Origin of the sequence: Sphingobacterium sp. G1-14 (assembly GCF_002196555.1) — a bacterium.
In the GTDB taxonomy this organism is placed as follows: domain Bacteria; phylum Bacteroidota; class Bacteroidia; order Sphingobacteriales; family Sphingobacteriaceae; genus Sphingobacterium; species Sphingobacterium siyangense.
In genome coordinates, this window is the sequence record NZ_CP021381.1 from 733,041 (window position 1) to 753,065 (window position 20,025).

A 20,025-nucleotide genomic window follows, 5' to 3' on the forward strand; every position below is an offset into this window, starting at 1 on the left:
ATCGGCTTTTTTTAGATTAAAAATTGACATTTAAACCAACAATAAAGCTTCGGGCTTGTGGGTAACGTCCCACGTCGAGACCATTGTTATCCATTCCAATTTCTGGGTCAAAACCTGTATATTTCGTAATGGTAAATAGGTTGTTGGCCGTTGCATAAACACGTACGTTGCCCATCTTAAATTTGTTTGCAATTGATTTTGGTAAGGTATAGCCTAATGTAACGTTACGAATGCGGAGGTAGGAACCATTTTCGATGTAAAAATCAGACGCATTGAAATTGCCATTTGCATCTGAAGTGGAGATGATCGGCACTTTACCGTTTGGATTTTCTGGAGACCAGGCGTCCAAAATGCCCGTTAACTTATTGTAAGAAGGTCCACTCGCACTATACGTTGTTCTTTTGATAGCGTTGAAAAGCTTGTTGCCTTGAACGCCCTGAGCAAAAATATTAAAATCAAAATCCTTATAATTCGCATTAAAGCTCAATCCATAGGAGAAATCTGGATATGCACTGCCCGCAAAATAACGATCTTCAGGTCCGATTGAACCATTGCCATCGATATCTACAAATTTGAAATCTCCCGCTTTTGCATTAGGCTGAATTTTTTGTCCATTGGCATTTTTGTAATTATCAGCTTCGGCCTGGCTCTGAAAGATACCATCTGTTTTTAGTACATAGTAGCTGTAGAGCGGTTGACCGACGGTAATAGAGAGTGGGGCTAACTCATTTCTGAAATTAGTACCCACAGCAATGGTGTTCAAGCCCGGTGCTAATTCTTCAACCTTGTTATTTAATTTGGTTAAGGTTGCGTTGATGGAATAAGTAAAGTCGGAATTTTTTGAACTACTGTACGTTAATCCCAGCTCAATTCCTCTGTCTTTGACTAAACCCGCGTTGATCGTTTGACTATTTAAACCTGCTGTACCTGGCAGTGATCTGGTCAGGATCATTTTATTTGTTTCCTTAATAAAGTAATCGGCGACTAAGTTAAAATGGTTGAAAATTCCCAAATCTACACCTATATTGGTCTGCTTACTTTCTGCCCAAGTGAGGTTCTTGTTGGCCAAAATCGTTTGTACGTATCCTTTTTGTAAGGTCGGTGTTTGGCCGAAATAACTTTGTGTCGATGCTAGTAGCGGGTTAACAGCTGCAGCTGACAAACTACCGAGATTACCTAAAATACCATAGCTACCGCGTAATTTTAATTGATCTAACCAGGTTGCTGATTTTAAAAACTCTTCTTTACTGATTACCCATCCTGCTGAAGCAGAAGCGTAGTTTTTAAATCTATTTTCTTTTGTCAACATGGATGAACCATCTCGTCTACCAATCAACGATAGTAAATACTTGTCGTTATAACTGTAGTTTGCTCTTAAGAATAGCGATGATATTGCTGTTGAAGCATAGCCACTTTCCGAAGGTTGAATGGTATTCGCATTTGTTAAATAACGGTATTGTTTGGACTCATCGTCAAAACCTGCTCCGGAAGTATATAGATAGGTATTCTTTGTTTTTTGAAAAGTATAACCACCAGTTAGGTCAAGTTGATGCTTGTCGAAAGAAGTTTTGTAATTTAAAACTTGTTCTGCAAGGATATCATTTGCATCATCAGCTCGTTCAACTAGACTATTGCTCAAAACCGGTTTACCTATTTCAGGACGTCTTGGTGTAAAGCTTTTAAATCGAGCATTCGATTTAGTAATACTTAAATTAGATCTGAATGTTAAGCCTTTTGCCAATTGGATGCTAGCATAAGGATTGACAACAAGGACATTGACCGGATTGTTGATGTCGATGCGCATCAGTTCCGCAACAGGATTAATGATATCACCGTAATCGCCAGGGAATGGACCCGGTAGACCAGCAAAGCTTCCATCTGCATTGTAAGGGGTTCCATTAGTTGGATAATAAATGGCAGAAAGTAGGGCTCCTGTATAGTCACTGCTGGTATTGGCGCCATTTCCATTGGTACTGCTATAGGATAAGTTTTCACCAACTTTCAACCAAGGGGTAAGTTGATGTTCTGAATTTATACGGAAATTATAGCGTTTGGTTTTGGTATTCAATACAATACCCTCGGCGTTGCGGTAATTAAAACTCAGGTAAAAGTTAGACTTTTCGCTACCACCATTAATTGCAGCATTGTAATCCTGTAGTGTCGCGTTTCTAAAAACTTCATCCATCCAGTTTGTTTTGGTGACTAAACCTTCTGGGTATTTGGTCGGATCAAAAGCAGGTAGGATAGTTGTTCCACCATTTTGAGCGGCTGTAGCAGCTACTTGTGCACGTTGTTCGGCGTTTAAAGGCTGTAATTTTCGCCATGCACTTTGTTGACCTAACTTGGCATCAACGCTAATTTGCATCTGTCCTTTTTTTCCTTTTTTAGTGGTGATCAATACCACACCACCGGAAGCTCTCGCTCCATAGATCGCTGCCGATGCGTCTTTAAGGACCGAAATGGATTCGATATCGTTTGGATTGAGCTGTGGGGTGCCTAGGAAAATTGAACCGTCAATAACGTAGAGTACACTTTCGCCATTGATACCACCGGCGCCTCTGATATTGATACGTGGCGTTGCAGTTGGGTCACCACCTTCATTCGTAACAATAACACCTGGTGATTTACCGGCCAATACTTCGCCAACACTGTTGACAGATCTAGACGATAATTTGTCAAGTGATACCAAGCTGACAGCACCTGTTAATGTTTCTTTTTTCTGGGTTCCATATCCCACTACAACAACTTCTGATAAGGTCGAACGCTCTTCGCTTAGCGTTACATTTATAACTTCATTTTCACCAACAGAAACATCTTTAGAATGGAATCCGACCATCGAAAAGGAAAGTACGGCTTGCGGTCCTGCTTCGATACGGAATGCACCTTTTATATCTGTTGTGGTCCCAACCTGCGTACCTACTACTTTTACAGAAACACCCGCAATTGCAGCCCCTGTTGTATCTCTTACAAAACCGGTAACGATTCGGTCTGCCTTGATGTTTGCTTGTGTGTTCAGGATTACATAGTCCTCTTTTTCCACTGCATTGATTCCAAGCTTATTCAAGAGGGAGCGAACGGGTTCAGTTTTAAAGCTGCCGCTTAAGATTGTGTTCCGTTCTTGCAATAGATCGGGATTGTAAACAAAATGAAGGCCCGAAAGACTTTCGATTTTGTGGAGAATCACATCGAGTTTTTCGCCCTTGCTTATTTTGATGTTTACGCTGCTTTTGTCCAAACGTTGGGCCATGCTTGGGGAGGCCATCAATGAACTGCAGAATACTGAAGTAATCGAAAATGCGATGCAGGGATACTTCATGATCCGGTAAAAAGAGAATTCTCTCTTGAATGCAGGTGTTTTCATTTTTTTGTAATAATTAGGTAATGAATTACGCATGGTGACTAAGATGTTTTAGGTAAATTTTTAGACATTATTTGTGGATTTTAAATACTTTATCCTTTTCAATCGTACTGTACTTAAGGTGATGTAGGCTGCAGATAATATCCAGTATTTCTGCTGGATTTTGTGTGCTATTGAATGTGGCTGTTGTTTTTAGAGACCTAAGCGATGTATCCTTTAAGATAATTTCAATGTTGTAGATATATTCCAGTTTTTTTGCGACCTCTTGGAGGTTTGTTCCATCAAACGCTATGGCGACAGCGGTATTTTTTTCTACTACGCTACGCGAAGATTGTGCGGTTTCTTTGCTGTAACGTAAACTCTGGTTTTTGGTTAATATACCCAAGATTTTATCTTGTTGCTGTACCGCAACCTTACCGGTAGCAACAGTGACTTCGACTTGGTCGGAAGCCTGATAGGCTTTTATCCGAAAGGAGGTACCCAATACTTTAACCGCTAGCTTGGATGCAAGCTGTACCTGAAATGGGTGTTGCTCGTCGTGGGCAATATCAAAGAAAGCTTCCCCTTCAGTAAGTGCTATTTCACGGATATTTCCCCTGAATTTACTTGGATAGCTGATTTTTGAAGATGGTTCCATGATAATTTCCGAACCATCTGCCAATACAATCTTTTTATGTTCACCTGCAAGGGTTGTCGTGACGATCTGCGCAGATGGTGCGATAGGTTGATTATTTACTTTCCAATAAAGAAGTCCTATAGAAGCAATCATTAAAATAGCGGCCGCTATTTTGAATACAGGTGAATACAGCAGGGAAGGTCGTTTATTTTCCTTTTCTGAAATACCGGACTGGATATTGGCCAATAATTGTTCGCGCAGTGCTGCCTTGCGTTCCTGCGGAATTTTTTTTGATGCGTTATCCAGTTGGGCGTACCAATCTTCGACTTGTTTAATCTCGGCGGCGCTGGCCTCTCCATTTAAATATTTTTGCAGTAGCTGCTTTGCTTTTTCTTCCATCATTTGAATACATGTCACTTCAAATGGGAATTGGTACTAGTCGAAAATATTAGGAGTATATTAATTTATTGTTAACACTCAAAAAAATGTAGGAACTGCCTAAGAGAGGCTTTTTTTGAGCAGTTTCATGGCCGAGGTAATTTGATTCTTGACGGTTTGTACCGATACATTCAGCTCGCTCGCAATTTCCTTGATTGATTTTTCTTGCTTGCGGCTCATTGTGACGACCAGTCGCATACGTTCGGGAAGCTGCATCAACGCTTCTTCAACTTTTTGCTGCGCATCTTTTAGGATCAGCAGGTCGTCCGCTGAATCCGCATATTGTTGGTTCATTAAAGTCGCTAGTTCGGCTTTGTGTCCATCTTTAACTGTCGTATTCCGAAAATGGTTGATTACTTTGAATTTTACAGCCCCATGTAGATAGGCTGCAAGGCCACCAGATATGATGACCTGTTCACGGTTTTCCCACAGCGAAATGAAGATTTCCTGGGTAATGTCCTGAGCCACATTTTCGTCACCTATTTTCTTAAAAGCTGCATCAAATATGGCTTCCCAATACAGATTAAAAATCTGTTCCATGGCAAAGTGGTCACCTCGCTTTAATGATGCTATCAATAATTCGCTCACAAGATCAGTTTTAATTGGACAAAGCTAATAACTCAGTATTCCTTTAAAGTTAATAAATCTTAAAGAGTATATTTTGTCTGTTATAAATTAATCTTGGCAATTTGAGCTGAAATTGAGCGGTATATTTTTATTCTTTATACTCCTCGCCCGTAGCAATGTCTATAAAATAGTTCTCATTCTGATTGTGCTCATTTTTATGTTGTACCCAACCGTTGGGATTGATGGTCATGTAGCTTTTGTTGCCGATTCGTTGTTTTGTCTTATTGTTGTATAAAGTATAGCGACCATCTTTATGCTCCTGTAATGCGAAGATTTGTCGTTTACCATCTAAGGTTTCAATATGTTCGAAATCGGGGTTTATATCCCAAGTCTTTGCACTTGAATTCCATAGGCCTTTTGTAGGTTCCAGATCACCTCGTTTTACATCAATTAAATAAAGATCTTCTGATGAATCGATGTATTTTATTTTTCCGGTCTTCCAATTCTTTTCCATGGCATTCGAGGTGAGTAACATGTGTTTGTCTGGCCACACCAAATTACCCACCTGATCCAGGATATAGAAATTCGGGGCTTTGATGGTGTCCAATAAGTTGCCATCTTTATCTATATATAGCCAATCATAAGCCCAGATCGCATGATCGTAGTTAAATCTGCCCAGAATAAAATAGGGCGAATTAGTCACCGAATAAACTAAGGATATTTCTTTTAGAAAGGCAATCTGTGTCGCATTGGCTTGTCTAATTTGTTTTGGAAAAGCTTTGTCGTATTGTGGAAAGGCATATATAGTCCCTGTATTATTGTCCTTTAGTAGTTTGGGGATTGTTGGGCTGTAGCGCTCCTGATTGATGGAATCGAGCTGTATGACCTCATTTTTCCAAAGAAGGTCTATTTTGTCAATGCCTGTCAAAGCGGATAAAACCTTTTTTTTGCTTTGAATATCAAGGATGGCAAAACTGTTTGCTGATGCTGGAATATAACGACCGTTTTCCAAGGGCATTTCAATGTGTTCTTCTATTTTCTTAAGTTTTTGATCTTTTAGCAGATACAGGTTTCCATTGAGGATCAGGTGCTTGTCGTCTAAGGGGTAAGTTGCAAGGTTATACTCGTTCTCATCGTAAGGAATATCTTTTTTCAACAGGACCTGATTGCTTTCCAATACCCGTATTTCGAGCTTAACATAAGTAGCTGTTTTCTTGATATAACTGCTTAGGATATTCCAGTTCCATTTCCAGAAGGGCAATTTCTTTTCATATTCCTGACGTTTCATTACGAGAGTCAGCTGTTTGAGGTCTAAGAGCTGTAAATCTGCGTCGGAATAATGTTCGATAAATTCACCTTTGCTGTTAATGATCCCTGTTTGATCCTTTTCATTGGCTACCAGTGCATATCCTGTGGACGTGAACGGCTGAGCCCAATGGAACTCTTGGGATAGCTTCTTATGGAATGCACTGTCGACATAGACAAACTGCTTGTTTTTGGTTTGATAGGGAATCCATTTAACCCGGTCATTTTTTGTGATTATGGCGGATTCCTGTGCACATGCTGTGATACATAGCATAGCTGTTATACTTAGTAATACTGATTTGATCATCCTTTTTTTCTATAAATTGAACCTGTTTGTTTGCAACTCGCATGTTATTGCAATTGCTCTCGTTGATCGAGGCCGAATGCGAATCGTACACGCTCTGAAACGCGTTGGTTTCGAAGCTAAAGTAGTGGAAAACAAGCTTTGGAAAAATAGCCGATTTCAGTGATTATCTTGACGGCAATCAGGAGAGATTTAGTGTAATGAAAGTGAAATGGAATACCGTATATTGTAAGTTATAGCCTGTTGGAATATAATATTAACCGTTGATTGGACAGATGATATCGGGAAGGAGCAGCGCTAATTTTGGGGTTGAGCCGATTAAATTGGTTAATCGGCTCAAATTTCGCTTATTGTTGAGCCGATTAGTGTGATCACTTTTTAGTAACCGGAACCAAAATAACCTCCCCTTTGTTGGTTTGGTACCAGTATTTGTTGCCCCGGTCATCTTCGAAATCATGGTTTACTCGCGACTTGTCAACCTTTCTGAAGCTTTTTACATCAGGGCCATTGAATATTTTATTTCCAATGAAAATGTGGTTCGCGTCTTTTGCTACAGCGAACTTGAGAACCTCGAAGGTTTTCGGATCTGCTTCGGCAAATAATTGTTGCTCGTAATAGACATGATTTTTGTCGCGCGACCAAAGGACTTTTCCATTTGCCCCTTCCAATAGCTCGAAACTTTCGGCATCGACCGCTGCATATTCAAATTGCTTACCCGAGATAATCACCAATTGGTCAATGATTACTGTCTTATCATTAAGGAATTTTATGTTGTTTGATGAAGGAAGTTCGATCTCCAGTATACCGATGTTTTGATAAGGCTCGTAGTAGAGCAGTATTCGGTCATTCAGTAGTAGATAGGCTATATTGAGAGCCTTAACGTTCTCTGTTTTATAGTGGAGCGGAAGAATCGCTTTGTCTGTTACTACGAAAAGCTGATTTTTATCTTTTACAAAATTACTGTTAACTACGTTGAATGAAGCATAGTCGACGTTCAGCGGTTGATACCTATAAAAGTAATGTGCTTTATCTTTAGCTAGTGCTGGAAGTTGATGATATAATGTTGTATAAGTTGCAGGATCTGCTCTTTCGATAATGGTGAGCTGATTTTGGCTACACGTTGAAGTAGGCGAAGCAAAACCTTCAAACTTGAATACATGCTCCTGATCGATTGGAATGTTGTTTTTCAGTTGAAATGTCTTTACATCGACCAGCTCTTGCGGGCATCCCATAAAATAGACGTGATCTTTATCGCGGGCATAGACCTCTTTGATCACAGCAAAACTTGCCAGATCGGCAACCATCTTTCTCGAACCTCGTTCAAAGCCGTTTCCGCCCGGTATAAAATAAATCGCACCGCTCTTTTTGTAGTAATCTTCAGACAAAGGACTCACTTGCTCTTTGCAGGAAAAGAGCAGGCCTATCAAAGCACTTATTATTCCCATTTTTAAGATATTTTTCATACTCGCCAACGTTATACTTTATCGCAATTATTGCTTATTCATTGATGTAACGCACCGCAAAATCGATCCAGTCTGTAATAGATTCATCCAGATAGATATCGGGCTGTATACCTATATTGTCAATCGGATATTGCGGTAAACGGGTAGATCGGTAGGTTGGCAAAAGGAGCTGGTAGTTGTCGCAACCAAATTTGAACTCACGTATAGAGCCATAGTCAAGGGCGCCCATACTCGGGGTTCCCATGATTTTTACTTTTTTGCTCTGGCGGGAACTGAATAAAAAATTCTCCGCTGAACTGGCTACATTTCTATTGGCTAGGATAATGACCTGTTGCGGACTTTTTTTATTAAGGACAATCGTATCTATGATCACCTTCTCGTCACCATACAGTACAAATTTTCCGATATTCTCCCTGTATTCCCGCAGATCTTCGTCAATTCTTTTTACTTCATTCAGAGAATCCTGCTTGATATTCTTGATGGCATAATCACGCAACCCATTGACTAAGGTCTGTGTCGCAAAAAACTCAACACTCATAATCCGGATCGGGTTAGTTAAGATATAGGGCAATAGGGGCTGGTATACATCGTCCGTTCCACCACCATTGTTTCGTACATCTATAATAAGTCCTTTACTGCTTTCGATCTTTTCTTTGTTTTTTTCGATCAGCTCTTTGAAAGGGGCTATGTTTTCGTACCCGAAGCTTGAGATCTTAATATAAAATATATCGGGACTGATCGATTTTGAACTTATTTCCTCTTCTGGTTCTGCCTTTGGGGTTTCGGTACTTGTCTGTGGAGCATTTTTCTTTTTGGAAAGATCATCTAAGACAATGTGTTCATCCTGGAAGAAGTCAAGATATTCCTGCAAAAGTCGCATACAGCTCCCATTTGAAACCAGTAAGCTTTTCTTCGTCAATATATTTTTTTTAGCTTGATACAGGTCCTTATTCTGCTTGGTTTTTTCTGGAAAACCAGGGTACTCGCTCTCTATTTTTACAATTAATTGCTTAAGTGCCTGTGAGCAGTTGCAGGTGGTTTGACCATATATTGGTCGAACAAAGAAAACAAGACAAAAGATGAGGAATAATTTGGTATTGGTCATGGATATCGTTGTTAAAATTAATGCAATTAAAGAAATAGCGTATTTTCTGATAGCTTAATAATTGAATAGCCTAAAAATAGTAGAAATATATAATTGATTCGTGAGTTGTTTACAATTCGCAGCATATATTTATAATGTGTAAAAGCTGGAAATAAATGGTCGTGTGTCTATGTACAGGCCGGTATCCTTTATTTAAAACTTTAATGATAAATAATATTTTGATTTGGTTTTGTTTATTTATATATTTGTATATATAAACTATATTAATGTATTCTATTTTGTTTTTCTTTTCATGGGAAAACAAAGTGTTTGCTCTGTCTATATTGCCAGCGACGGTGAAACACTTTTTCGCTAAATGAATGATTTGAATACATGTTGATTTAAATGCTGGTATTTCCTGAAAAGCCAAGGGGCGAACGTCTATATGTAGTAATGTGTTAACCCCTCTTTAGTCTCCTTGGTTGTAATACTGTTTTTTTTACAATAAAGTATTGATTATTTGCAATAATGATCTGTAACAGTCTGATCTGTTGGGGTAATTTATTGTGCCAAATTTTTAATCTTAAATCATTTAGTATGGAAATTAATAGCCAATTAATTATCGATAGGCTTTCTCAGCGTATGGATCTCGATCGTGCCTATCTTTTTAAATATCAGTTTCTCGGGCAGGATCATTATCATTTGCTTCTTGCGCTCAAGCATGTGAGCGGGCTTTCACCGAAGGTATTAAAACCTATTGTGGAATTATGTTTAATGGACCAGAAGAATATTTCCTTTGAGCTGGTGCCAATTGCTGAAATGCTCAGTAAAGTCAAAGTGGGCAGCCTGTATTATTCCTATGCCTCCCTACCCGAAAATACCATATATCAGGCTAGTAGCAAAAAGAACCCACCCCTTCAAGCGAAAGAACTAAAAAGTGTCCTAGAAATAGCTGATGAATATTACCAGAAGCTCTTGCCTATTTCAGCGGGATTCCTACAGGGGGCTGAAACATTTGGTCAGCAGGGGAACTATCAAAGGGCTGTATTTATGTTACATCAAAGTATGGAAAATCATTTGCGTTTTTTACAGCTAATGATTGACGGAAAAGCCAATAATGTACATCATGTTAATAACAGAATTAAAAGCCTCAATGAACATTTTTCCATGTTAAGGGAGTCCATTGTCGGAAAGGATGAGGAAGAAAAGAAACGTTTTAGATTATTGGACAGCGCCTTTGATGCGGTGAAACAAAACAAGGATCTCGAAATCTCCGCCTTTGACGCCTCCTGGCTTTATGAGCATTGCAAGTTTGTTCTTTATACGATTGAACAGCTGTACCTGAGTTTTATGGAAGGCCTTAAAGCGGGCCATGAAAAATTGTTGGCAATAGCGGAACAAAAAGTCGCGAATAAAAACGTCGAAGTTGCAGTAGGTAATCTGGCGGCGAAGGACGCTGCATTATCGAATGCTACGGCCTCGCAGTTTCATGCATTTCCTTGGCCGGAGCGGTATGAGACAGATATACTTCATGTGCTGGCTCAGATTCGTCAGGAGAATAATCCCGAACAAATGATGCTGCTCAATTATTACGTCAGCGATGCGCATGGGAAAGGACTTTTTCATTTTCCACCGCAGGAAAATGAAAAGGCAGAAATCTACCTTGCAGTAATAAAAAAGAAAATAGGTCACTGTCATTTTCGAAAAATCGTTTATGGTGGAGTTACTGCAATTGTAGCTTTTATGAGTACAGATTTCCTGGCAACAAAACTGGATCTGGGCAGCCGTTTCTCCCATACCATCTGGAATGAATCTGTTGTTGTTTACCGTCGTCCGAGTTATAAGCCAACATATTCCGTTTCTCCGATCAATTGGCATGATACATTGTTTAAGACATCCATTTCATGGACACGCAATTCAAAACTCATGCAGGATCTGCTAGGTGTATTTGCTTTTGAAGGACTTGCTAGTCCACAATTGGCTGTATTATTTTTAAATCAATTGACTTCAATTGGACTATACAGTTATCTCTACCTACGGATCGGTTATGCCCCAATGAATGTGACGATAGCCGATCTGGTGGACTGGACCTGTATCTGTGATAAAAAGGTTAAGGAGTTTTTTACCGCCAGAGGTGATGTAGAAGAAATATTGAATGCAGAGTTATTAAAACAGATGAAAGGGCGGGTCTATGAGCTTCCTTCACAATTAGCTCAGCTTGATATGGACTACTTTAGGTCAAAAGCGAGAGAAATTACAGATTTCTTTGTCGATTTGTGCGACCGAAGTATAAAATATATGGAAGTGAAATCTGAAGGTAAATTAAACGAAGTGATATGATGGGAATTGGCTTTAACTGCATTACGACGGATGCTAAGATCCGTTCAGCCGAAAAAATACTTCCAAAAAGAAATTCTAGTGAACCTCTTGTAATTCCTTGGGAAGATGGATTTATAGGGAGAATGACTCCGCGCTACCTGAGCAAATATTATGCTGATGATGAGATTCCATTTATGGAACGAGAGAATATTGTTATTCAGGTCCGACCGTATCCACCGAAATATGAACTTAAGTTAAAAAAGTTCTCGGGTACTACGGTTAAAGTCGAGCTGACTACGGAACACCTCAGCATTAATTGTTCTTGTAGCGACGATGTAGCAGGGCTTTGCGTACACGAAGCAACCCTGTTATCGAATAAATTACTGGATAGTTGCCCAAATTATTTAAAGGGCCTATATCGGGCTGAAATCAACAATTTGCCACCATGGAAGAAAAAGATCGTGCCATTTAAGGTCTGTGAGAACTATTCTTATGCGGCGTTAACTGTAGAAATGAATAATGAATATGGACGATTTTATCGTTTAGCTACTAATGATTATGAGAATGGACTTCGTCTGCCTGCACGTAACTTGGAAGGATATCTCGATTTAAAGCGAAACGATGAAGTATGTTTTTTTGTTACAATAAATTTTTCCGCTTTTGGTCTGCCTGTTTTTTTTCCTTTTCATTATAAATTTAAACGCTCTCGTTCCTTTTCGCACTCTTATCTATTGGACGAAAGTAACTTGAAGATGTCTTTAAATTCTTATGATCAGTATCTGGAATTGTTCAGTCGTCGATTTGCCGCCCTCCTTTATGAAGATAAAATACTTCGGGAAGAGAAGAAGGATCTAATCAGTGAAGATATCAACTACTTCGAGCGGAAACAATGGGAAATTATACAGATATGGCGTGATTTACTGGAGGATCCTCCGTTTCCAATTAAATTACGTTTTGCCCAAACATTTAAACGCTATCGATTTGCACATCAGATTAATTTGAAAAATTCGAGCGTGCTGGGTGCCGCTACATTAACTAAAGCACGGGGGAATTTGCAGCTCAAAGTCGAAATTGATGATCAGGATCAATATCTGAAAATGCGAATTTGTCTCTATTACAGAAACCAGCTAATAGATTGTCCTGAGTTTTTGGGGGATGAAAATTGTTTCTTTCTGAAAATATCTAACGAGGAAATTTTATTTATTGATAATCTGACCCAGGCTGGAGTATTGCAAAAGTTTAGACAATGGAAATATAGATTGACTGTCTTTAAAGAGAATTATCATGCCTTCTTAAACGATTATCTGATACCCCTATCAAAAATAGCGGAACTTGTCATCTTAAATAGGGTAGGGGAAAATATGACAATTCCTCAAGTCTTTAAGCCGTTTAAAAAAATAGCTACTATTTCTGTAATTGACCAATTCCTTTGTATAGCGGCTTTTGCCGAATATGAGAAAGAGGGTAGGTTTTTGTTAAACTCCAGTAGCAATTTGATTTTAGGGGAGAGACAGAATCAATTGGCATATTTTGAAAGGGATAAGCTCGAAGAACAGGTTTTTCAGGAATTTGTTAAAACACAACATCCGATTCTTAAGGAGACAGCATTAGAAAATAACTGGTTGATTCCTTTGAAAGAAATTGAAAATACCACTTGGCTATTTGATTTCATGGAAAGCTGCTCTCTCAATGAAATTTCGTTAGAAATTGACCATCTTCAGCAAGGTAGCGCATACTATCCTTTCCCTCTAAATTGTACTGTACGTAATATCCGTTTGGAAAATAACCTATGTTCAATTCTACTGGGGCCGAAATTTGGAAGACACACAATTTCAATGGATGAATTTGAGGATTTGATTATGGGAACAGATAAAGTTTTTACTCTTACTGAAGGGGCTTTTGGCATTATACGCCGCGCTGACCGAGAAATCTTCAGGCCATTGTTTTTAGGAGGAAGAAGAGAAGAAGATTGTTTTGTCTTAAATACAATTCAACTTGTGTCTATGCAGAAGGTTTTGGATAAAATAGATAAAAAAATTATTCAGGACAGTATTCGGGAACGTCGTGAAAAACTCGCAGCTTTGGATGAAATCCCTCTTTTGGAAATCCCTAGAAGCTTAAAAGCGCAATTACGACCTTATCAGCAGGTAGGTTTTAGCTGGCTCACTTTTTTGAATGAATTTCAGTGGGGCGGCCTTTTGGCTGATGATATGGGTTTAGGGAAAACATTGCAGATTATAACAGTGCTGGAATACTTTTATCAACAGCATTCTACAGGAAAATCTGCTTTAGTGGTTGTCCCGAACTCTCTTTTGTTCAATTGGGAAAATGAATATAAAAAGTTCGCCCCCTATCGAAAAATAGAAATCTATCATGGGAAACACCGGGAAGCATTTATTTTTGAAGAGGAAGGCACTGTAGTTCTTACGACATATGGAACGATGTTGACTGATGCGGCGTATTTAACCAGTTTAGACTTTAGCTATCTGATTATGGACGAATCCCAAGCCGTCAAGAACCGTAATTCGAAGCGTTTTGAGGTGCTGTCAATGGTTAAGGCCGATTACCGTGTAGCGATGACAGGAACGCCAGTTGAAAACGGTATACAAGATATTTATGCGCAAATGTCTTTAGTTAATCCTGGTTTCTTTGGAGATTATCGAAATTTTAATAAGGCATATAAGGGTGTCAAAGAGGTAGATATGGTTCAAGAGACGACTTCTAGCCTCCAAAAGATGATCCAACCTTTTATTCTTCGGCGTACAAAAAAACAGGTTGCTTTGGACCTTCCTGAAAAGACCGAAACAATTCTCTATATGGATATGCTTCCAGAGCAAAGGAAAATATACGATAAGGTCAGAAAAATATTCAAGGGAGAGATTGAAAATAATCTGAATAGCGCTGATTCCACGAAATCCAAATTTTTAGCGATCGAGGCGCTGCAAAAACTACGGCAGCTTTGCAACTCCCCCATTCTGATGAAAGATGGCGGCTTCGGTCATGAATCTATTAAATTGGATTTTATTGATGAGATCATGGATGAAGTAGCTCCAAATCATAAGATTCTTCTCTTTTCGGCGTATACTTCCATGCTTAAGCTGGTGGCTCAACGAATCGAAAATAAGGGAATAGCTTATGTCTACCTTGATGGTAAGATGAATCAAGATCAGCGGCAAAATGCGGTCGAAAGATTTCAGAACGAGGACGAATGCCGTGTGTTTCTCATTAGCCTTAAAGCGGGAGGAACCGGCTTAAATCTAACGGCTGCCGACTATGTCTATATTTTGGATCCCTGGTGGAATCCTGCTGCCGAAGCACAGGCGATAGATCGTTGTTATCGAATAGGGCAAGAAAAGCATGTGATGGCTTATAAGATTGTTTGTCGGGATTCCGTTGAGGAGCACATCTTAGCCCTTCAAGAAAGTAAAAAACGAATATCCGAAGGACTGATTTTAGATGAGGCTAATCTAATGAAATCGATCAGTAAAGATGAGCTGCTTAAATTATTTGAATAACCAATTGTACACTATAATGATCAAAAAAGTATCTCCACAAAAAGCATCCTATGGGGGAATGATGTTTTCGCACGATTTTCAACTATGGTACACCTATCTAAAACGGAGAATAGAAAAGGGCTGGAGACCTGAAGAACTGTCGTTCTTGGTTGGTAGACCTGATCATGCATATTTAGACTTTGAAAAAATGTATCAGGTACGAAGTTTTTTGACCCAGGAATCGATCTTGCTGGATCGAATATACATGAGCTCATGCATTGAACCGATGGAATTCCATCGCGAAAGATATGAAGTTACCGAAGAACGTCTCGTCCGTCTTCATATTGAAGAGGACGAGGTCAGGTGGCATTATTCTATCGAAATTCCTTGGCAGTTTGTCTCGCAAAAAAAGTCTTCAATTGCATTGCAATTTGAGGAATGGAAAGCTGAAAAAGATGTCCAGCTTGAATCGGATGCGATGTTACATGTGCGCCAAAAGATTGAAGAGCTATTGGATCTGGAATTCTTTGGGCATGGTGCAGCTCCTTGGCAACTGTTTCGGAAAGTTAAGGAAACGGGACAGGTTCATCTCCAGATTTATCCAAGGCATTTGAAAAATGTGCTGTATGGACTCATTCAGCAAAACAGGTTGGTCGTCAGAAATGTAGAAGGAAGGTATTCTTTTTATCCGGTTGATAGAAAGGAGGAGCATGCAAAATTTAATTAATGATATTGGCAGAGAGAGATTTCGCGCAGAATTTTCCATGTACTATGCGGGTATTATTTATCTCCTGATATTAAATCGGATCAGCTGCGGTTTTACCCGTGAAGAAATGGCTTTCTTAATGGGACAAGAGCAAACCTATGTTAAGGAAATGGAAGAACTTAAAATTCCGGCCGGAAATCTTGAAGTTATGGTGCATCTCAGTTGGGTATTTAATCGTAGGGGTATAGATATCAGTAGATTTGACAATAAATCTAGCTATCAGTTTGAGTTGACGATTTGGGAAGAAAAGGCTATTCGATACTATCAAATGGAATATTTTATCAATTCCGTTGAAACCATGACTTTTTTTCAATTAATGGAGGAAATCAGGATAGAAGATTCAGCCCAAGCTGAACAGTTCGCATGCGATTGCATGGTAGTGGAAATCGTTTTGGGTAAGCTTATCGAGATGGATTATTTTAAGAAATATAGAACACCGCTTGAACTATGGCGTTATGCGGAAAAGTATCTGGGAGAAAAAATTTGCATAAAAAGCTTGATGCATGAAATTGGCGTGTTCGTAGGAAAGAAAGGGAGTGCACCGCTGCGGAAAACTAAAGCCAAGAGTTTTGGCTTCCGCTATATCGCACATAAATAAAAAATATTAAAAAATATGGAAGATATAATTGGAGTACCTTTAAAGGTACCACGAAATTTTCGGTTAATATGTGAGCTTTTTGGTATCGCTGTACCAGCTTTTATCCAATTGTTTTTGGATCATTACTCTTTTATAGATCAAAATTTTAAAGATAATTCAAGCTATAATATTGTGACTAGGGCTATACGTTTTATCAACGATAAAATTCCTAAAGACCATAATCGTTTGAAGATCGAATTCAAAGATAATGACAGGGATGTTGGGATAAAATTATTGCGACGTCAGGTAAAATTAGCAGTCAATAGAAATTATAGTACCGGCGAACGCAGAAATAGAGGGCGTATTATTACTGCGCAGCTTTATGATCTTTTTGCTAAAAAGGTAATGCTTAAAGATCGAATTTATTTAGATGAAAACATATACTTTAAATTGAGTAAGGATTTTCTGCTGACTTGCATTATGAATTCCGTTCATCCATCGCATTATATCAATACCATGATGCTGCAGGCATCAACACCTGATTTTTTAGCAGCAATGCACCTCGATAAAGCGACTTATAATCCAGTTTTGGGATTTATTCATCGTGTCCTTGACGGTTATGGCGGCCTTATTGATTGGGAATATCGTAATACATCTTTTTTTAAACGATTTATAATGGATTTGCAGGAGCTTAATAAACGATATTTTTTCTATCGGGATCTTGATCAAAGAGTTGCACTTTATCACGTCTGGCTAGATAATCTTTTGGAAACTAAGGAGGACTAATTTGAGTTATAAACAACCTTTGGAAAGTTTGGGAAACAACCTGTCTTTTGATGAAGATGGCGTAATCTTACAGCGGTTAAATAGAGGTAACTAGGATAAAAAAAATGATGACTTCTTAAATTAAATAAATAATGGAAACATTCGAAAATATTAAATTGACAACAGCATTTAAACAGTTCTGCGATCTGTTCAATTTCACACCGGAAGAAGTTGTACAGGAATTTATTGATAAAATTGACATTGCAGAGTATATGTGTGATCCAATACAACCCGATCGCTGGGCTAATCTATTTGCGATGGAATATTTGATCCAATATACACAGTCCGAAAACAGTATTGTTGAATATAGGGAATTTGCAGAAGAGTGGGTGAAAATGATGGAGACTGGTGGAGATGATCTGATCGGAAATACAAGACTACTGTTGGATGCCTGGCACAAAAAAGTTTTAGAGGATCGTATTCATAGTATTATGAAAGAAGATGAAGGGGACGATATAGCGTAACTTTATGTTAAGTTTGATCAACCTTGTAAAATACGACGATCAAAATGTTTAAACCTAACTCGTCATTAATTGGCTAACGATAGTGATTATAACATGCAATCAAAATGAATTGCTATATTTAATCATGCATGCAAAACCTGAACAACGAAAAACATCATTAGTACCAGTATTATGTAAAGTTTTTATTGGTACTATTGGTGTTTTTGCTATTTTGACAGCTTGTTTCTATCATAATCAACTTGACGTTGACGGCAACTTGACAATAGGATTTCCCTGGACATTTTATAGGGAAGGAAGCGGCTATAGCCCAGATCTTAATGAGCAGGTTGGATACCATGAATTTGAACCTCTAAAATTGATCGGCAATATTCTTTTTGCTGCAGCCCTGGCTTTGATGATCTTCCGGATTTATAGCCTCACCATGCGAAAGCGCTAAGTGGTCTATGAATTTCATAAAGAATGTCAAGCATACTTTTTTAATTTGAAGCTCTTTAGCTACATCAGATTATTCTCCTTAATAAGATTTCTGTAAAACTGTAAACTTTCCTCCAAATAAGAGATATAACTTTCTTTGTCGCTTAAAAGCTGCTTTTCCTTTGTTAAGGGTAATTTTTCGCCCTTTATCTGAGCTGTCGGAGGATTGATCAAGCTATTCATATCCGTTTGTAATATATCCGCAATTTGCTGTAGACGTTCAATGTCTATCTTCGTCGTTCCAATCTCAAGGTTCTGATAGGCCTTTAAGGAAATATATAGCTGTTCAGCCATTGCCCGTTGTGATATCTTGAGATATTTCCTACGCTCTTTAACGGCTTTGATAATTTCTTGTGATGTAACATTGCTCATGGTTAGTAGAATTCAAATTAATGTGAACACAGGGTTTGGTATAGCCAAAGATAAGTAATTTGAAAATATAATCTACCTATGTAGTAGTCTTTATTTTTATTTATTTCAAAACTATTGTTACCTCCTCGAAAAATCTTTCCCACTAAGGCGTATTAAATGTTCATAGCACCATTTAATATAGGAATATTTTCTACCTAACTGTTGGAAATGAATAGTCAAACCACTTATTTTTGAATAGTCTACTTATTTGGTAGTTTTTTAAAAAATAAACATATGACTAAAGTATTTACATTGATTGCATCGCTCACTTTCTCTACAGCGATTATGGCGCAGCATAAAACTGCCCTGCTAAGCGGTCGAGTGACTGGCTATACCACGCAGGACAAAGCTTTTCTGAGCTATCGGAATGGTACTCAACGCAGCGTCGATTCGGTTAACATCGGTTCAAATGGAACATTTCAATTCAATTATACGATTGCCGATCCGACAATAGCTAGCCTAACGGTAGGTAAAACACTGGCCTTAGCGCAACGTTCAAAAAGTCTAACGTTCTATCTTGAAAACACAGCGATCAAGGTTCAGTCTACCGATTCATTGAAAAATCCATCGGTTCAAGGAGGAAAGACAAATACGGAGCTTAGCCAATTAAAGACGCGGCTTGAAAAAATTGCCCCTTTGCGTGATGCGCTGAATACAAAATATTTTTCGGCAAGCCAAGAGCAACGAAACTCCCCCGAATTCAAAAAGGAAATCGAACAGCTCAGCGAAAACTATCAGCTTGGGAATAAAAAAATCCTGGAAACCTTTATTTCAGAGAATCCCAATTCTTTCGTCAGCCTAGACCGTATTGCAGAGGTCGTAGGCTATGCTCCCGAAGCTGAGGACCTGGATCGATATTTCAAACAGCTCAGTCCAGAAATACGTCATTCGGAAAAAGGAAAAGCTTTTGCACTACAGATTGATCAAACCAAAGCGACGTCGATCGGACAGATTGCTCCGGCTTTTACGCAAGCTAACCCAGAAGGTAAAAATATTTCCCTTGCTGATTATCGAGGTAAATATGTGTTGTTGGATTTCTGGGCAAGTTGGTGTGGTCCCTGCCGTCATGAAAATCCAAATGTCGTAAAAGCTTATCATGCCCTAAAAAACAAAAAATTTACCGTGCTCGGCGTATCTTTAGATCAACCTGGCAAAAAGAACAATTGGCTAAAAGCTATTGCAGATGATAAATTAGAGTGGGATCAGGTTTCGGATCTTAATTTTTGGGATAACCAGGTCGCTAAGCTTTATAATATCCGATCGATTCCTCAAAATTTTCTGATCGATCCCAATGGAAAAATAATTGCCAAAAACCTTCGTGGTGAAGATTTGGAACTCCAACTTTCTAAATATATCGTTGATTAAACAGTAAACATACAGAATTTATGAAAAGACAGTTATCGATTTTATCCTGTAAAAAATCCATTGCTACAACGACAGTGCATGTTGTTGATTCAGCCTATATTTCCCAAGCACGAATGTGCATGCCTATTCCATATATGTAGGTCTAAACTACTCCCTCTATTTTATTCATTGACGATATGGGGTTTACCTCATGTT

At 38.6% G+C, this 20,025-nt stretch carries 15 protein-coding genes; 8 read left to right on the forward strand and 7 right to left on the reverse strand.

Annotated features, from left to right (window positions below; all coding sequences use genetic code 11):
- Positions 1-16: 16 nt before the first annotated feature.
- From CBM24_RS03245 to CBM24_RS03270, 6 genes are all read right to left on the reverse strand, one after another.
- Positions 17-3,394 carry a SusC/RagA family TonB-linked outer membrane protein gene (locus tag CBM24_RS03245; RefSeq protein ID WP_232475675.1) on the reverse strand — a complete coding sequence of 1,126 codons (3,378 nt, stop codon included), beginning with the start codon at positions 3,392-3,394 and terminating at the stop codon, positions 17-19.
- A gap of 34 nt (positions 3,395-3,428) precedes the next feature.
- Entirely contained in the window at positions 3,429-4,376 is a 948-nt protein-coding gene (locus CBM24_RS03250; RefSeq protein ID WP_088160186.1) for a FecR family protein, read from the reverse strand.
- A 96-nt stretch (positions 4,377-4,472) separates the two neighbouring features.
- Complete coding sequence (locus tag CBM24_RS03255; protein WP_075991001.1) at positions 4,473-5,000, reverse strand: RNA polymerase sigma-70 factor; 528 nt, start codon at positions 4,998-5,000, stop codon at positions 4,473-4,475.
- A 127-nt stretch (positions 5,001-5,127) separates the two neighbouring features.
- Positions 5,128-6,591, reverse strand: a complete 1,464-nt coding sequence (locus CBM24_RS03260; RefSeq protein ID WP_088160187.1) for a hypothetical protein — start codon at positions 6,589-6,591, stop codon at positions 5,128-5,130.
- A 368-nt stretch (positions 6,592-6,959) separates the two neighbouring features.
- Positions 6,960-8,051: a DKNYY domain-containing protein gene (locus CBM24_RS03265; protein WP_088160188.1), complete on the reverse strand. Its 1,092-nt coding sequence runs from the start codon at positions 8,049-8,051 to the stop codon at positions 6,960-6,962.
- Positions 8,052-8,085: 34 nt separating this feature from the next.
- Positions 8,086-9,156: a S41 family peptidase gene (locus CBM24_RS03270; protein ID WP_088160189.1), complete on the reverse strand. Its 1,071-nt coding sequence runs from the start codon at positions 9,154-9,156 to the stop codon at positions 8,086-8,088.
- Between the two features lie 576 nt (positions 9,157-9,732).
- Between CBM24_RS03270 and CBM24_RS03275 the strand changes: the two genes are divergently transcribed.
- The 7 genes from CBM24_RS03275 to CBM24_RS03305 all read left to right on the forward strand — a co-directional run bounded on the left by CBM24_RS03275 (position 9,733) and on the right by CBM24_RS03305 (position 18,016).
- The gene (locus tag CBM24_RS03275) at positions 9,733-11,475 is read left to right on the forward strand and encodes a hypothetical protein (protein ID WP_088160190.1); all 1,743 of its coding nucleotides are present in this window, start codon (positions 9,733-9,735) and stop codon (positions 11,473-11,475) included.
- Positions 11,472-14,969: a DEAD/DEAH box helicase gene (locus tag CBM24_RS03280; RefSeq protein WP_088160191.1), complete on the forward strand. Its 3,498-nt coding sequence runs from the start codon at positions 11,472-11,474 to the stop codon at positions 14,967-14,969. The genes CBM24_RS03275 and CBM24_RS03280 overlap by 4 nt, the downstream gene beginning before the upstream one ends.
- A gap of 16 nt (positions 14,970-14,985) precedes the next feature.
- Positions 14,986-15,675, forward strand: a complete 690-nt coding sequence (locus tag CBM24_RS03285) for a hypothetical protein (RefSeq protein ID WP_088160192.1) — start codon at positions 14,986-14,988, stop codon at positions 15,673-15,675.
- A complete protein-coding gene (locus tag CBM24_RS03290; protein WP_088160193.1) occupies positions 15,659-16,312 on the forward strand; it encodes a hypothetical protein in 654 nt (217 codons plus the stop codon). Before CBM24_RS03285 ends, CBM24_RS03290 begins: the two co-directional genes overlap by 17 nt.
- Before the next feature lie 15 nt (positions 16,313-16,327).
- Positions 16,328-17,077 carry a hypothetical protein gene (locus CBM24_RS03295; RefSeq protein ID WP_075991008.1) on the forward strand — a complete coding sequence of 250 codons (750 nt, stop codon included), beginning with the start codon at positions 16,328-16,330 and terminating at the stop codon, positions 17,075-17,077.
- 131 nt (positions 17,078-17,208) lie between these two features.
- Entirely contained in the window at positions 17,209-17,580 is a 372-nt protein-coding gene (locus CBM24_RS03300) for a hypothetical protein (protein ID WP_088160194.1), read from the forward strand.
- A 124-nt stretch (positions 17,581-17,704) separates the two neighbouring features.
- A complete protein-coding gene (locus CBM24_RS03305) occupies positions 17,705-18,016 on the forward strand; it encodes a hypothetical protein (protein ID WP_088160195.1) in 312 nt (103 codons plus the stop codon).
- 59 nt (positions 18,017-18,075) lie between these two features.
- On the opposite strand, the gene CBM24_RS03310 is transcribed toward CBM24_RS03305, so the two are convergent.
- Entirely contained in the window at positions 18,076-18,426 is a 351-nt protein-coding gene (locus tag CBM24_RS03310; protein ID WP_088160196.1) for a helix-turn-helix domain-containing protein, read from the reverse strand.
- 273 nt (positions 18,427-18,699) lie between these two features.
- Between CBM24_RS03310 and CBM24_RS03315 the strand changes: the two genes are divergently transcribed.
- On the forward strand, positions 18,700-19,830 hold the full coding sequence (locus tag CBM24_RS03315) for a TlpA disulfide reductase family protein (RefSeq protein WP_088160197.1): 1,131 nt from the start codon (positions 18,700-18,702) through the stop codon (positions 19,828-19,830).
- Positions 19,831-20,025: the final 195 nt, after the last annotated feature.